The sequence below is a fragment of the Photobacterium indicum genome (assembly GCF_003026215.1).
Lineage (GTDB): Bacteria > Pseudomonadota > Gammaproteobacteria > Enterobacterales > Vibrionaceae > Photobacterium > Photobacterium indicum.
On the sequence record NZ_PYOC01000001.1, the window covers coordinates 26773 to 40958 of the forward strand.

The 14186-nt window shown below is 40.5% G+C and carries 12 protein-coding genes; 5 read left to right on the forward strand and 7 right to left on the reverse strand.

Going from position 1 to position 14186, the window contains the following annotated elements; translation table 11 throughout:
- Positions 1 to 156: 156 nt before the first annotated feature.
- From cspE (C9J47_RS00130) to C9J47_RS00140, 3 genes are all read right to left on the reverse strand, one after another.
- The gene (cspE, locus tag C9J47_RS00130; protein WP_006228435.1) at positions 157 to 366 is read right to left on the reverse strand and encodes a transcription antiterminator/RNA stability regulator CspE; all 210 of its coding nucleotides are present in this window, start codon (positions 364 to 366) and stop codon (positions 157 to 159) included.
- A gap of 435 nt (positions 367 to 801) precedes the next feature.
- On the reverse strand, positions 802 to 1011 hold the full coding sequence (cspE, locus tag C9J47_RS00135; protein ID WP_006228435.1) for a transcription antiterminator/RNA stability regulator CspE: 210 nt from the start codon (positions 1009 to 1011) through the stop codon (positions 802 to 804).
- A 725-nt stretch (positions 1012 to 1736) separates the two neighbouring features.
- Entirely contained in the window at positions 1737 to 2657 is a 921-nt protein-coding gene (locus C9J47_RS00140) for a LysR family transcriptional regulator (RefSeq protein WP_107251696.1), read from the reverse strand.
- Between the two features lie 80 nt (positions 2658 to 2737).
- Here C9J47_RS00140 and C9J47_RS00145 point away from each other — a divergent pair, with 80 nt between their 5' ends.
- Genes C9J47_RS00145 through C9J47_RS26935 form a run of 4 tightly spaced genes read left to right on the forward strand, consistent with a single transcriptional unit; the run spans position 2738 to position 7086 of the window.
- Positions 2738 to 4174 carry an efflux transporter outer membrane subunit gene (locus C9J47_RS00145; protein ID WP_107251697.1) on the forward strand — a complete coding sequence of 479 codons (1437 nt, stop codon included), beginning with the start codon at positions 2738 to 2740 and terminating at the stop codon, positions 4172 to 4174.
- 11 nt (positions 4175 to 4185) lie between these two features.
- The gene (locus tag C9J47_RS00150) at positions 4186 to 5331 is read left to right on the forward strand and encodes an HlyD/EmrA/EmrK family protein (RefSeq protein WP_107251698.1); all 1146 of its coding nucleotides are present in this window, start codon (positions 4186 to 4188) and stop codon (positions 5329 to 5331) included.
- A gap of 12 nt (positions 5332 to 5343) precedes the next feature.
- Positions 5344 to 6882, forward strand: coding sequence for a DHA2 family efflux MFS transporter permease subunit (locus C9J47_RS00155; protein ID WP_107251699.1), 1539 nt, complete (start codon positions 5344 to 5346; stop codon positions 6880 to 6882).
- 45 nt (positions 6883 to 6927) lie between these two features.
- A complete protein-coding gene (locus C9J47_RS26935) occupies positions 6928 to 7086 on the forward strand; it encodes a hypothetical protein (protein WP_006228426.1) in 159 nt (52 codons plus the stop codon).
- A 79-nt stretch (positions 7087 to 7165) separates the two neighbouring features.
- On the opposite strand, the gene C9J47_RS00160 is transcribed toward C9J47_RS26935, so the two are convergent.
- Together C9J47_RS00160 and C9J47_RS00165 are read right to left on the reverse strand one after the other, a co-directional pair.
- The gene (locus C9J47_RS00160; RefSeq protein ID WP_107251700.1) at positions 7166 to 7798 is read right to left on the reverse strand and encodes an SDR family oxidoreductase; all 633 of its coding nucleotides are present in this window, start codon (positions 7796 to 7798) and stop codon (positions 7166 to 7168) included.
- A 128-nt stretch (positions 7799 to 7926) separates the two neighbouring features.
- Entirely contained in the window at positions 7927 to 9438 is a 1512-nt protein-coding gene (locus tag C9J47_RS00165) for a peptide MFS transporter (protein ID WP_107251701.1), read from the reverse strand.
- Positions 9439 to 10077: 639 nt separating this feature from the next.
- Between C9J47_RS00165 and C9J47_RS00170 the strand changes: the two genes are divergently transcribed.
- Positions 10078 to 11481, forward strand: coding sequence for a methyl-accepting chemotaxis protein (locus C9J47_RS00170; RefSeq protein ID WP_107251702.1), 1404 nt, complete (start codon positions 10078 to 10080; stop codon positions 11479 to 11481).
- 110 nt (positions 11482 to 11591) lie between these two features.
- On the opposite strand, the gene C9J47_RS00175 is transcribed toward C9J47_RS00170, so the two are convergent.
- Both C9J47_RS00175 and C9J47_RS00180 read right to left on the reverse strand, forming a co-directional pair.
- Positions 11592 to 12041 (reverse strand): hypothetical protein, encoded by a 450-nt coding sequence (locus C9J47_RS00175; RefSeq protein ID WP_006228481.1) that lies wholly within the window; start codon positions 12039 to 12041, stop codon positions 11592 to 11594.
- Between the two features lie 367 nt (positions 12042 to 12408).
- Positions 12409 to 14142: a methyl-accepting chemotaxis protein gene (locus C9J47_RS00180; RefSeq protein ID WP_107251703.1), complete on the reverse strand. Its 1734-nt coding sequence runs from the start codon at positions 14140 to 14142 to the stop codon at positions 12409 to 12411.
- Positions 14143 to 14186: the final 44 nt, after the last annotated feature.

Consider the following 14186-nt stretch of genomic DNA (forward strand, 5'->3'; position numbering starts at 1 on the left):
CAGTGTACGAAATAGAAGGCTATGACTCAAATTGATAGAAATCATTACAAACATGAAGGAAAGTGATGGGTGATGTTGTATAAAAGAAAAACTCAAATTTTAGATAAAAAAAATGCCGGCTAAGCCGACATTTTATACTGTTACATAGACTCTAAATTAAAGAGCAACTACGTTAGCAGCTTGAGGACCTTTCTGGCCTTGTTCAACGTCAAAAGAAACTTTTTGACCTTCAGCAAGAGTTTTGAAGCCTTCAGAAGCGATAGCACGGAAGTGAACGAATACGTCAGCGCCGCCGTTATCTTGAGTAATGAAACCGAAACCTTTCTCTTCGTTGAACCACTTAACGATACCAGTTGTGTTAGACATAATAGTCTCCAAAATTTTCAATAAAATAATTCGCAAAAATGCGTTTGTAGCCGAAAAAAGAATTATTTATGTGAACGAAACTTATGAGTGGAAATCTTCATGACAACTTACTGGGTAAATCGGTACAGCGAAGCTTTTCTAAAACATAATGTTGCATATAAATAAGGTCTGAATTACAGGCCGAGACACATACTATCACAGAATATACAGTTGGGTAGCTTTATTTACCGAACATCCCACAAATGTGATTAAGTGCATATTAGATTTTTTATCTAACTATTTTTTGGTCTATAAATCAATGAATTGAACGTATTTAGCAGCCATGGATAATTGGTGAAGAAACATACAGAAAGGGTTTGAAAGTGGGTATACAAATAGCAGATAAAAAAAATGCCAGCTAAGCTGACATTTTTATACTGTTACATAGACTCTAAATTAAAGAGCAACTACGTTAGCAGCTTGAGGACCTTTCTGGCCTTGTTCAACGTCAAAAGAAACTTTTTGACCTTCAGCAAGAGTTTTGAAGCCTTCAGAAGCGATAGCACGGAAGTGAACGAATACGTCAGCGCCGCCGTTATCTTGAGTAATGAAACCGAAACCTTTCTCTTCGTTGAACCACTTAACGATACCAGTTGTGTTAGACATGATAGTCTCCTAAATTTTCGAAATAATTCGCAATAATGCGGTTTTAGCCAGAATAGAATTATTTATGTGATGATAACTTATGAGTGAAATCTTCAAAAACAACATACTTGAAAAGCAGTGCAGCAAAGGTTTTCTAAAACATAATATTGCATATAAATAGGTCTGAATTACAGCCGGAAAGAATAATAGCATCCTAAAAGGATTTGGGTAGTCTTTTTTGTTTTTTATGTGGCAAAAAATCAAAAAAAGCACACATATTCTGATGCGCGCCCAAAGAAACGCATATATAACAAGCACTTAAAAAAGCACTATAAAGAACCTGAAAACATAAGGGACTTACTGTTCGTCTCTTTATTAAGCATTTTCACCTCTATTTATCTGATTAATAAAAGTGAAATAACGTAATAATCCCGTTCTGCACCATATAATCCACCTAGCACAGCAGAATCTGATGTCCATTAGCATTCTTTAATGCCTAAAACCACCACCGAAACGTCCACGCATCATTACTTGTGCGCTTCCCATACGAGACTTAAATTGAGAACAATAATTAGCATTTCATTGCCGCTGTGAGAGGCAAGCTAATAGAACAATTATTAATTTTGCTTATCGCTTCATTGTCATTATCCCTTTCGTTTATCTAGCTGCTTAAAATGCGACCTTCATCACCTTTATAGTCTCAGGATCGTTTCTAAACACACGAAACACGTTATACATAATGAGATCTACATTGCATTCACTTCCCGCAACGTTATCTCTTGTTCGAAGCGCATGATAGTAAAATCAATGAACGCTCGTAGCCGCTTGGGGATCAATTTTCTCTCGGGATAAACAAAACTAACCGGTATCTGAGCTGAATATACATCAGGTAAAACGTGTACGAGTTGCCCAGAGTCTATGTGTTCTTTACAAATAAACTCCGGCATGAAAGTGATACCAAAACCATCTAAGCAAGCTTCCAATGATGCATTAATCGTGTTCACTTTAAAACGGTAAGGCAAGCCTGCTAATACGTTTTTATCTGCTGTTCGTATTGAGCTGCTATTTTTAATTTGCTGATGCGGCGCTTTTAGATCTTCGAGTAATTGCGGTGTTCCGTATTCTGCTAAGTATTCGGGGCTAGCCACAAGAATACGTGTCGAATAGTGGAATGTTCGTGCAATTAACGACGACTCATCCAGCTCTCCTATTTGTACTTTTAAATCAACACCTTCAGAAATAAGATCAACTTTTCGATTTGAAAGTTCTAGATGAATTGTTACATGGGGATGCAATTTCATGAACTCCTTCATGCACCGTCCTAATAACCCATTCCCTACTTCTACTGGCATAACGATGTTCAATGGTCCACGAACCAGATCATGGCTTGCCATAACTTCCAATTCAGCTTGCTCAATAAGATCTATGATATGGACACAAGATTGATAAAACGCTTCGCCTTCTTTCGTTAATACTAGGGTTCGTGTTGATCGCGTTAGTAAGCGTGTACCTAAGTGCTTTTCTAACTCCGCGACTTTTCGACTAATCGTTGATTTCGTTATTTCTAGTTCTGCCGCAGCTTTTGTGAAGCTATGGCATACCACAACTCGCGCAAACATCTCGAGCGTATTCAGATCGAAACCAATCTTATTGTTTTTTGTCTGCAACAGTCTTTCCCTTTATGGCGTATATATCAACAATCAGATCATATTTATACTCTACCCTATAAAACAGATTAGGACAGACGATGAACCGTTTTCATAAAAATGCATCCATTCCGATATTATTATCCTTATCGGTTCTCTCAGGATGTAGCATGATTCCCCCTGAAGAACCGCAACATCAATCGATGTTAACAAATGAACAAATTCAACTAAAAAGTCATGATATTCAAGTTATTCATCGTCAATGGTGGAATCAATTTGGTGATCAACAGCTCACACAGCTAATCCAATTAGGGCTTACAAATAATCTCACATTACAACAAGCCAAACAGCGTATTGATTTGGCCTCTCAACAAGTGGCTCTTGCTAAATCAGGTGATAAACCAAAACTAAACCTCAATGTAAGTGGCGGTGGTATTGGCGCTAATACGCAATCGCTCAATATGTCTAATGCTGATTACTCCGCGATGGGCATGCTCCTACCCTCTTTTTCATACCAGTTTGATTTCTGGGGCAAGAACGAAGCGACAATTACCGCAGCAAGTGATCAAAAGCTATCTTTAGAAGCACAAGAAGCACAAGCTCGATTAGTAATATCTGCATCTATCGCCAGCAGTTACTTTGCTTTACAGAATAATTATCGTTTAGAGCAAAACTTAACCACGTTATTAGACGAAATTAATCATCAAAATAAAGTGATTACCGCGCAAGTAAAACGAGGTTTAGCCAGCGAAGCGGAATCGTTTCAAAACCAAGGTGATATCGACACCTTATCAGCTCAGTTATCAGATGCAAAAACCCAGCAGCAATTAGCAAAAAACCAACTCGCTTTGTATCTTGCTAAAACTCCCGATCAATTGGGCCAATTAACCTTACCGAATGCCCAAGCAATCAACCAATTGGCTGCTGTCGATACTATACCTATGAATTTGCTCGGTCGTCGTCCTGACATTATTGCCAGCAAATGGATGGTGGAAGCGAACGAGCAAGGTATTAAACAAGCCAAAGCGTCATATTATCCAGACGTGAACTTGATGGTAATGGGCGTATTTCAAAAGCTCTCAAATATGAACCCTGCCAGCTTATTCTTAGGTGGTGCAACAGTCGCGGCGAGCTTACCGCTTTATGACGGTGGCGTGCGCGATGCCAATTACGCATCAGCCAATATTAAGTTTGACCAAGCGGTCACAAATTACAATCAAACGATACTTAACGCGGTTAAACAAACCTCCGATGCCATCGTCAGCTTACAAGAAGCACAAAAACAACAAATACTCGCACAATCTTCCGTTACCCATTACCAGCAAGCATACGACATTTTGAATAATCGTTACGAGCGTGGTTTATCAAGCTTTGCTGATATGAACAGTGCCCGTATGCAATGGCACCAACAGGTTGTAAAGGTCACCAATACTGAATCCGCTATTTTACAAAATCAATTGCAGTTAATCGTGGCACTTGGTGGTGATTACCAACAAGAACAATCCGTTTTGGCATCAACACCAAGCAACAACGAGTAAAGAGAATAACAATGACAACTCAAACACTATCTAACTCATCAAAGAAAAAACGCAATATTATTCTAACCAGCTTCACCCTTATTGTTGCGGTAGCAGCAGGTATTTGGTTCATGTTACTACCGACTACGCAACAGCAAACAGACGATGCCTATGTGGCTGGTCAGCAGGTAATGATTACCTCACAAGAACCCGGAACAATAGACACGATTAGCGTTGATGATACACAAGCGGTTAAGCAAGGCAGTGAACTACTCACTTTGAATCGTAATAAATTATCATTAGAGCAACAGTCAGCTGAAGCGAACCTAAAAGCTACCTTGCGTCAGGTTCAAAGCAATTACATCAAAATCGACCAACTAAAAGCGCAAGTTCAAGCTGAAAAAATCGCCTACAAACAAGCAAAACAAGATTACAACCGCCGAATTGGCGGCGACAAAGATGGCTCAGTATTACCAGAAGTGCTTGCTCATGCTAAAAACGCAGTCAACATCAGCTCACAAAATCTTGTTGCATTGAACAAACAACTTGAAGCTTCTGAGGTATTACTGCCTAAAGAGAAACTGCTTAATAACCCACAGGTTGAAGCCGCTATTTCACAGTTGCGAAAAGTCTATTTGGCACAGGTCAACAGCACAATTATTGCTCCTAAAAGCGGGATGATTGCCAAGCGTGCCGTACAAGTTGGTCAACAGATTCAACCAGGACAAGCACTTATGACGCTAGTGCCACTGAATAAAGTATGGATTGAAGCAAACTTTAAAGAAACTCAGCTAACCAATATGCAAGCAGGGCAACCTGTTACGTTAATCTCTGACTTATACGGTAGCAAACACACTTACACAGGCGTTGTTGCTGGTATAGGAGCAGGTACTGGCAGTGCGTTCTCTGCGATTCCAGCACAGAATGCGACAGGTAACTGGATCAAAGTGATTCAGCGTGTACCGGTACGTATTTACGTTGATCCAGCACAATTCAAAACCCACCCGCTTCGTATCGGCATGTCGATGAAAGTAACGGTTGATACTGAATCGGCTGCTAATCAACCCTTTGACCACTCTGTTTTTACCACTGATGAAAGCCTTGCCAATATTACTCAACAGCACCTACAAACTGTTGATCAACATATTGACACCTTTGTTCATCAAATCACCTTGTAATAAGGTGATAATATGAATGATTTAGCACCTGTCAAAGGGGTTCGCCTCTTATTGATCACTCTCGCCACATCAATGGCGACCTTTATGATGGTCTTGGATACGTCTATTGCCAATGTTGCCATACCTACTATTGCGGGTAACTTAGGCATATCTACCGACCAAGGTATATGGGTAATTACCGCGTTTGGTGCCGCCAACGCAATATCAATGCCAATGACTGGCTTTCTAAGCCGCCGATTTGGTGAAGTACGTTTATTCACATTTGCTGTTGTGGGTTTTATTGTTACGTCAATACTGTGTGGGATCTCTAGCAGTATCGAGATGCTGATCTTCTTCCGTGTACTGCAGGGGGCAGTTTCAGGCTCAATTGCTCCTTTGTCACAAAGTATATTATTGCGTAACTTTCCAAAAGAAAAACACGGAATGGCAATGGCTTTATGGTCGATGACCGTGGTTGTCGCCCCCATTATGGGCCCAATTCTGGGGGGCGTACTTACCGATAATTACTCTTGGTCGTGGATATTTTTCATCAATGTGCCCATCGGTATTATTGCCAGTATTCTGGTTTATGTTTTGCTTAAGGATCGCGATACCAAAACACAGCGTGAGAACATCGATTATATTGGTATTGGTCTGTTGGTTATCGCGGCGGGTAGCTTACAGATGATGCTCGATTTAGGTAAAGATAATGACTGGTTTCAGTCAAACCTCATTGTTGGCTTGACCTTCGTGGCCATTTTGTCATGGGGGATAATGATTATCTGGGAATGGTATCATGATAACCCAATCGTGAATTTCCGTTTTTTCAAACAACGTAACTTCCTTGTTGCGGTTGTTGTGATGTGCTTGGGTTTCATGATGTATTTTGGGTCAACCGTCTTACTTCCTCTATGGTTACAAGGTGTGATGGGCTACACCGCATCTTGGTCTGGCTATGCAGTAGCACCCATCGGTATATTGGCAATAATCAGCGCCCCTATTATTGGTAAGCTCGTACAAAAGGTCGATCTGCGGATCATACTCAGCTATGCCTTCGTTGTGTTTTCTATTGTTGGGTTTTGGCGAGCCAGTTATAGCCTTGATGCTCCATACAGTTACATTATGCTGCCGCAATTCGTACTGGGGGCTGCCACCTTAGCGTTTTTTGTACCACTACAAAACCTGGTTGTAACAAGCGTCAGCAGTGACCAAATCGCCAATGCCGTTGCATTATCGACCTTCTTTAGAACCTTGTTTGGTAGCTTTTCATCTTCTATCGTCACAACAATGTGGGATGAACGCATGGAGTTTCACCATGCCAGATTAGCGGAAGGTTTTACCAATGCGAATCAAAGCGCAATGGAACTCATCCATCAAATGGGCGATAACCTAACCGCAGTGAATGGCGAATTAACTCGCCAAGCCTATATGATGTCAACTACTGACATATTCTGGATGACGGGCATTTTATGCTTATGCTTAATTCCCATAGTATGGTTAGCTAAACCAATAAAGACCAGAAAGTTGCCAAGTCAGAAAAGCACAACTAATGTTGCTGTTAATGTAGACTAAACTTTAAACAAAGCTTCGTAATATGAAGCAACAAAGGTACAGGATATGTTCGAATGGGCTAAAGGTTTATTCACGCCAAAAGATGATGAAGCAGAAGCTGTTATCAATAAGCAAAAAGAGGAAGATCAACTCGAATTAGAAGAACGGAATAAAAAATACGCGCGCGGAGCTTCTTCTAATAACGATGATGGAGGCGGTGACTAATCTCACCCCAATAATTGAATAAAAGGAGAGCGATGCTCTCCTTTTTAGATGATCTATAGCAGAATTAGACTCAACCTTATTAATAGCTCAATGTAGGATCAACACTTGCGTAAATTTGCCCGATAGAAGTGTCATCATTCAGCAACCTTTCTGTTATCACAGCAACGTCACTTCGATTAATCAAACCATGCACTTCTTCATCCTGGTAAATTTCAGCGTTTCCTGTTGATTCACCATCTTTTAAACCTCCAGGCCTTACAATTGTGTAAGCCAATCGGCTGGTTTGTAGCCAAGATTCCGCCAAGCTTTTTTCACGTACCGCACCGCCAAATACCGCTTTTGCACGATCAGAAAGCATCGACCATGAATCACCACACCCTAGCGACGTCACCATTAAGAAGCGCTGTATTTCTTGTTCTTCAAGCGCATCAATCAAATAACGGTGACCGATATAGTCGACAGGTTGCTGAGCTTGAAAACTTCCCATCCCCGAAATCACAATGGCGTCTTTCGGTAAGCAACCCACAGCATATTGAACATCGGCTTGATTAACAGCATCACACTGAATGATTTTGACGTTCAATTCAGCCAGCTCGGTTGCCTTTTCAGGGTTCCGTACCATCGCAATCACTGAATAGTTTTGTTGAACATAATGCTTAACCATTGCTAAGCCTAAACCTCGATTAGCACCAAAAATAGCAATCGTCTTCATAAGTCACACACCTTTAAATTTTAGATAATGATTCTAATTCGTATTACCACAAAATGATACAAAACCTATGAAGAACGATTATTTGATTACTGAACAAGCTTCACCATTACATTCGTGACTCACAACACTTAATGCGACAGAGCTGCTTCTTTTTCGCCTTTTTCTTCTGCTTCAAGCTCTTCCCCACGTAAAATCAACTTTTGGATCACGCGTGACAAAGCGAAGGTCAAGACAGACATGAATGCAGCAATCTGGGCTAACATATAAAAATAACCCGTATAGACCGCTTCGACCACTTCAGGCGTAAATACAATGTCTTTAGGCAACGCGATTTTAGTTGCAATTACCGCAGCCAAAATACCACTGAGTGAAATCGCAACGGCGCGTAAACCAATAGAGAAAGCAGCTAAATAGCGAGGTACCATCTCAAAAATAAAGCCAGCACCTAATGCACCTACAATCAACTCAGCTCCAGATTGAAAGAAATGTACTAATAGAATCCAGTCTGCTGAAATTTTACCATCCGGCCCCATATTTTCTGAAGATAGGCCCAATAACGTAAACGCGATAGCACTGAGTACAAATGCGCCTGCGATCTTAGTTGGAATCGTCGGAGAATAGCCTTTACGATCTAACCAAGCATATATCTGGATCATTGGCCCACCCAGAACAAAACACCATAGTGGGTTGAATGCCATATTAGATTCAGGATAAATTGGAATGAAACCAAGTAGCTTGTCACCCATCAGGTTAATAGCGTACATATTCATTGATGTGAACATTTGGCCGTAAAAAAAATAGAACACGATTAGAATACAAACAGTGATCAGTACCGCGACCATTTTGAATTGATAAGCACGAGTTGCTTTAGTTATTTCATAAATAAAGTAGCCAATAGCACCAAAGCCTAGCGAGTAAAGAATGTATTTCCCCATATCGAGGTTTGAGAAAATCCAAAATACCAAGCCTAACGTCGCAATTGAACCTACAAAAAAGAGTGCCCATGTCATGAATGGCAGTGGCGTTTTATCTAAATCGTTACCCACACTCTCTAGCTCTTTACGGAACTTGAAAAATATGATCAAGATGCAAGCCATAAGTAACCCAGCAATAAAGAAAACCCCCTGATATGCAAGGTAAGCAATCAAGAAAGGAAATAGGTACTTAGCAGAAAAAGAGCCAAGATTGTTGATTGAATAGTTTACCGTCAAACCCTGTTGGAATGCCTCTCGATTGGTCTCTGAATAGGAGTTCCCCAAAAGCACCGTTGGACAAGTAGCAGATAAGCCGCGTGCATAACCAATTAATGCAATCGCAAAGATACTTAAAGGTACATTGAGACCGCTAGCACCAACTCCCAGCAATACAAATCCAGCTAAATACGCTGTGTAGCCAATATAGACAGCGCGGAAAGCACCAATATATTTGTCAGCAACAAACCCACCAACCGCCGAGAAGACAGGACCAACGGCACCGAAGGCACCCATCATCATAATGGTGTCTGCTTCACTGTAATTTAGGTCATTTAGAAAAAATTTAGTTAAAAGTACGTATGTACCGTAGAAGGCAGCCCCCCAAAGAAGTTGCCGTAAGATAAGAATCTTAGAAATCGTAGGGAACCTTGAATTATGGTCTTGCATGTTTCACTCCAAATATGTGGGCTTAATTGTGTCGATTGTGTGCCTTATTAGTTAGGCATTATCAATTTATTCATAATATTAATAAGGTAAGAACTGTAGAAATCTACGCTAAACTGTATGTTTGAATTATTGATAGAATTATCATAACCTTTTGTTATAGATAGGTATTTTCGTGGACTATATCATTCAGTAGGTTTAAAACTGCCACACACGTATCAAATTCGGGTAATATCTCAAGTAGGATCAATAAGTTATGATCTCCGTCACCACTCTCTACTCCCAGTACAATGGCCATCAAATTTTGGCTTCAATTTTCCAGCAGATATCATCCTTCAATGAGTCAGAACTATCTCTTTTTCAAATTGAGTTACCGTAAAATTGAAGTCGCCTATGCTGGATAAGAATCAATATTGATCACGACGTATTGAACCGCTGGATAATTAAATAGAGGCCATTACGTGAACATCAAGCTCTCGTTTTCAATTGGTTCTCTGGAAGGGCGGAGTGGCTGAATAACTTTTATCATTATATTCGTGATTGGGATCACTTAATTCAACAGAACTAGAACATTGTTTACATACATAATATGAGCAGTTTAAAACCCTGACTATTCATAGCTGTACTTAGAGAATAAATACAATGAAAGAAATTGCATTCCGTTGGATTGATAAATATTTAGTCAATGTGACTCTTAAAGAGAATTTTTTAATTCTCTTCTTCACGCCTGTTCTAGCAATAATGATTGTCAGCTTGACATTAATAAATGCATCAGAGAACCAGCAAGAACAATTGCTACAACAAAACATGAGAACTATTGCAAACTTAATCGCCCAATCAAATCTGACTGAAAATGACGTTAATCGTATTCTGACTGGCAGTAATATTCAGGTTGGTGGCTATGGCATCGATACCGTTTCAGTACCCAATACCTCTTACAGCCTCGCGATAAAAGAGCAGCCGAGCTTAATCTCATCATTGGCATTCAGCCACATAAGCATTATTTTAGCTTCATGCCTTTTCATTATTATGTGCCTTTACTACATCATGACTTTCATGGGTGGCGCTCTTTATAATATCTATAATGCTGTTCAACGTCTTGCTGATGGCGATTTAGTCTCACGTATTGCGTATTCTCCTGCACGAAACGATTTTAACCTTATTGCACAAACAATCGATCGCGTATCAGATCGAGAGCAACAGTTAGTGAAAGCAACACAAGAAGCCATTGCTTTAATTCAGCAAATTAGCTCTGAGCTACGCCAACGAAGCTCTGAAAATGAGCAATTAACACACGAGCAACAAGATAGAATTGATTCTCTCGCCAGTGCAACAGAACAAATGGCAGGTTCAATTCGCGAAGTTGCTAGTCACGCACAAGATACATCAAGCCAGACTAGCCAAGCGACAGAAACAACAACCAAGGGTTTAGCTCAAGTTAATCAAACACTTAACTCTATAAATCGATTAGGAGTAGAGATAAATTCTGCCGCAGAAGCCGTTGCCGAACTCGATAGTAACGCCGCCCAAATTGATGATGTTGTAACAACAATTAATGCTATTTCAGAACAAACAAACCTACTTGCATTGAATGCTGCCATCGAAGCGGCGCGTGCAGGCGAACAAGGCCGTGGATTTGCTGTTGTTGCTGATGAAGTACGTACCCTTGCAGGTAGAACTCAAACCGCAACGGTTGAAATTAAGTCAATGATCGAGGCGCTACAAACCAATAGCCAGAGCTTGATGAAAGTCATGCACCTTACCGTTAATAATGCAGAATCAAGCGAAAAAATGATGGGGTCAGTCAGTAAAGATATTAGTCATATCTCTGAGCAAAACCAATATATTGCAGATCGTAGTATTGAAATTGCAGCCGCAGCAGAAGAGCAAGGTGCAGTTGCAGATAATATCGCATCAGACGTTGAACAAGTACGTGAACAGTCGCAACGCGTGGCTGATATGGTTACTCAATCAACCAGCGAAATACAGCGTCTGAATCATCAAGCTGATGTTCTTGAAGGATTAATGAAAGGGCTTAAAGTTTAACGACGCAATTAATATCATTCGCCACAACGGCACTAAAAAATATTAAACAAAAGCAGCGGCTAGGCCGCTGCTTTTTTATTGGGGACAGAGGTTGGAAACAAAGGTGACCATTACTCTTTACCGTTATCCAGCGCGAAATAGATTTTAGATACAATAATTTCACTGATTAAGATGGTGAATACAACAGCAAAGAATGCCACAACACCATGCAGTGGCCCCGTAAATTGCACTTTATCACCAAACAAAATATTAATTGCTTCAAGCATGACGAACTTTGAGCCCACTAAGATGATATATGTGCTCATACCACGATAAAATTTTGCGGCAGCACCTGGTTTCTGTTTGAAATAATTTGCTAGCTTATGTTCAGCGGCAAGTGATAACTTGAGTAACAACTGCAATAATAACGCTGCTGCAAATGAAACCGTAAAAGACTCTATATTGACGAATTCCCAATACTCATCATAGAAATTAAGGACGGTCAGATCGACCAAAACAGCCAGTGTATAACCCACGAAGAGTCGCTGCGGAGTATTAAATCGATACACTTTCTCACTCATCACATATCCTTATGTTAATTCATATCGTTAGTTAAGCGTCGCAGCCATACCTGCAATGTTAATAATGATCAGGCTAGTCCTGAATTGTGCTTTTTACCAAAAAAATGAATAAACTGGCGCAACGTACAACAAACTCGACCACTGAAATTAATTGCAAGACGTTTCACCAATGGCGTCTCTAATAATTGTGACGACGCAAACGTCACATCACAAGAAATCAAACATAAAGTGGTCGGTTTAAATAACGAAATGGCAAAATTTACGGTGTAAATCGACTTAATATCGAATGTTCTAAAATAAAATCCAGCTCAATTCATACAATTCAGTAAGAGTGAGCTGGTTGTTACCTCAAGATTAGATTCACACATTACGCCAGTTTAAAGTGCTCAACAACCTCGACTAATTGCGCTTTCGTCTCTGCTAATTGAGCAGTACTCAAGCGTGTTGCTTTACCGCTTTCATCTAGTTCTGCAATCATGGTTTGAATCGCTTCCATATTACGAGAAATCTCGTTCGTCACGACACTTTGCTCTTCAGCGGCTGTGGCTATTTGGGTATTAAGCGAGTTGATATCAGCAATCGATACGGTCATGGCATCTAGCGACACTGTGCTTTGCGCTGTCGCGGCAGCTGATACTTGGCAACCTTGCTTCGTTTTCTCCATTGCCGATACAACAGAGCTCGTGCCTGACTGCAACTTCGTTAGCATCTCATTAATTTCTTTAGTGCTTTTTTGGGTTTGATCGGCTAACGCACGTACTTCATCGGCAACAACCGCAAAACCCCTGCCTTGCTCCCCCGCCCTCGCGGCTTCAATCGCAGCATTTAACGCCAGTAAATTAGTTTGTTCAGCGATGCTACCTATTACCCCTAACACACTGCTAATTTTACCAATATCTAGATTTAAGGTATGGATAGAGCCAGACATATGCTCCACTTCATTCACTAAAGCTTCGACACTCTGTACTGACTGCCCAACTAACGTTTTGCATTGTTCAGCCTGCTGCGTTGATTGTTCTGTTAACTGTGCTGCTGATAAAGCACTTTGAGCGACAGAATCGGCCGTTGCACTCATTTCTGTAATCGCCGCGACGGCTTGTTCGGTCTCAGCGACATGCGTCGCCATTAAAGATTGGTTATGTTCTGCATGCGCAGAAATTTGCCCTACGCCATCACCCAGTATTTTAGTGGAATCAGAAACACCCAGCATGAGTTTCTGTAAGCTTTCAGTAAATTGATTTATCGCTCCGGCAATCTGACCGAGTTCATCTTTGCTATACACATCTAATCGGTTGGTAAGATCCCCTTCTCCTCCCGCTAAATCAGTGACAACGTCACGAAGGCTACTAATCGGACGATAGGCAATATTCACTAGCACAATACTAATTATAATGATCGCCACGCCAGCGATGAACAATGCCAAAGTAATCGCATTGTTAAGCACACTCGTATCTTGTTCGATAAAGGCTTTATCAATATAACCCGTTAACAACCAAGTCTTATCACCCACCGCCACGGGGTATTCCGCTTTAATTAAATCACCTGACACTTTATTACTGAATAGTAATGTGCCCGCCTGATCAGTCAACTCAAGATAGCTACCTTTAGCCGTCGAGCTTTCTAGCAAGCTTTGAATATTACCCAGATCAATGAAGAAGATATCACCTCGCCCATTAGCTCCCGGCTTGGTCACTGTAATCACAGCCTTGCCTTGATCAGTAAAGATGTCACTAACGGTTACCTTATCACTCGCAGCCTTCACCATAGACACTAATGGTTCAGTAATCGTAGGATCAGTCACCGTACCGGTATCAGTAAAAACCATCCCTTGAATGATTTTATTGATGCGATAGAAACCAGACTGTTCCTGTAACTCTGCTAACCCTGATGAACTTGTATCTATATTTTCAGCGAGCAATACTTTATTTGTAATATCACCAGAAAGCTTATCTCGTACTAAATTAAGCTGATGGTTTATATTGTTAATACTGTTATCGTTAATATACTGACTAATATAATAATTCACGCTTAAATATGACGTTGATACTGCAAGAGCAATAATAAACCCAAATAATGCGTATATTTTACCTTTAAAAGACATACGTTGAATTCCTATTTCAATTAAACGAAAAAAGGCAAAGAGCA

Coding starts and splice junctions, on each gene's coding strand:
- C9J47_RS26935 (WP_006228426.1), top strand. CDS start 6,928: ATGTTCGAATGGGCTAAAGGTTTATTCACGCCAAAAGATGATGAAGCA.
- cspE (WP_006228435.1), bottom strand. CDS start 366: ATGTCTAACACAACTGGTATCGTTAAGTGGTTCAACGAAGAGAAAGGT.
- C9J47_RS00180 (WP_107251703.1), bottom strand. CDS start 14,142: ATGTCTTTTAAAGGTAAAATATACGCATTATTTGGGTTTATTATTGCT.
- C9J47_RS00170 (WP_107251702.1), top strand. CDS start 10,078: ATGAAAGAAATTGCATTCCGTTGGATTGATAAATATTTAGTCAATGTG.
- C9J47_RS00145 (WP_107251697.1), top strand. CDS start 2,738: ATGAACCGTTTTCATAAAAATGCATCCATTCCGATATTATTATCCTTA.
- cspE (WP_006228435.1), bottom strand. CDS start 1,011: ATGTCTAACACAACTGGTATCGTTAAGTGGTTCAACGAAGAGAAAGGT.
- C9J47_RS00155 (WP_107251699.1), top strand. CDS start 5,344: ATGAATGATTTAGCACCTGTCAAAGGGGTTCGCCTCTTATTGATCACT.
- C9J47_RS00165 (WP_107251701.1), bottom strand. CDS start 9,438: ATGCAAGACCATAATTCAAGGTTCCCTACGATTTCTAAGATTCTTATC.
- C9J47_RS00150 (WP_107251698.1), top strand. CDS start 4,186: ATGACAACTCAAACACTATCTAACTCATCAAAGAAAAAACGCAATATT.
- C9J47_RS00175 (WP_006228481.1), bottom strand. CDS start 12,041: ATGAGTGAGAAAGTGTATCGATTTAATACTCCGCAGCGACTCTTCGTG.
- C9J47_RS00160 (WP_107251700.1), bottom strand. CDS start 7,798: ATGAAGACGATTGCTATTTTTGGTGCTAATCGAGGTTTAGGCTTAGCA.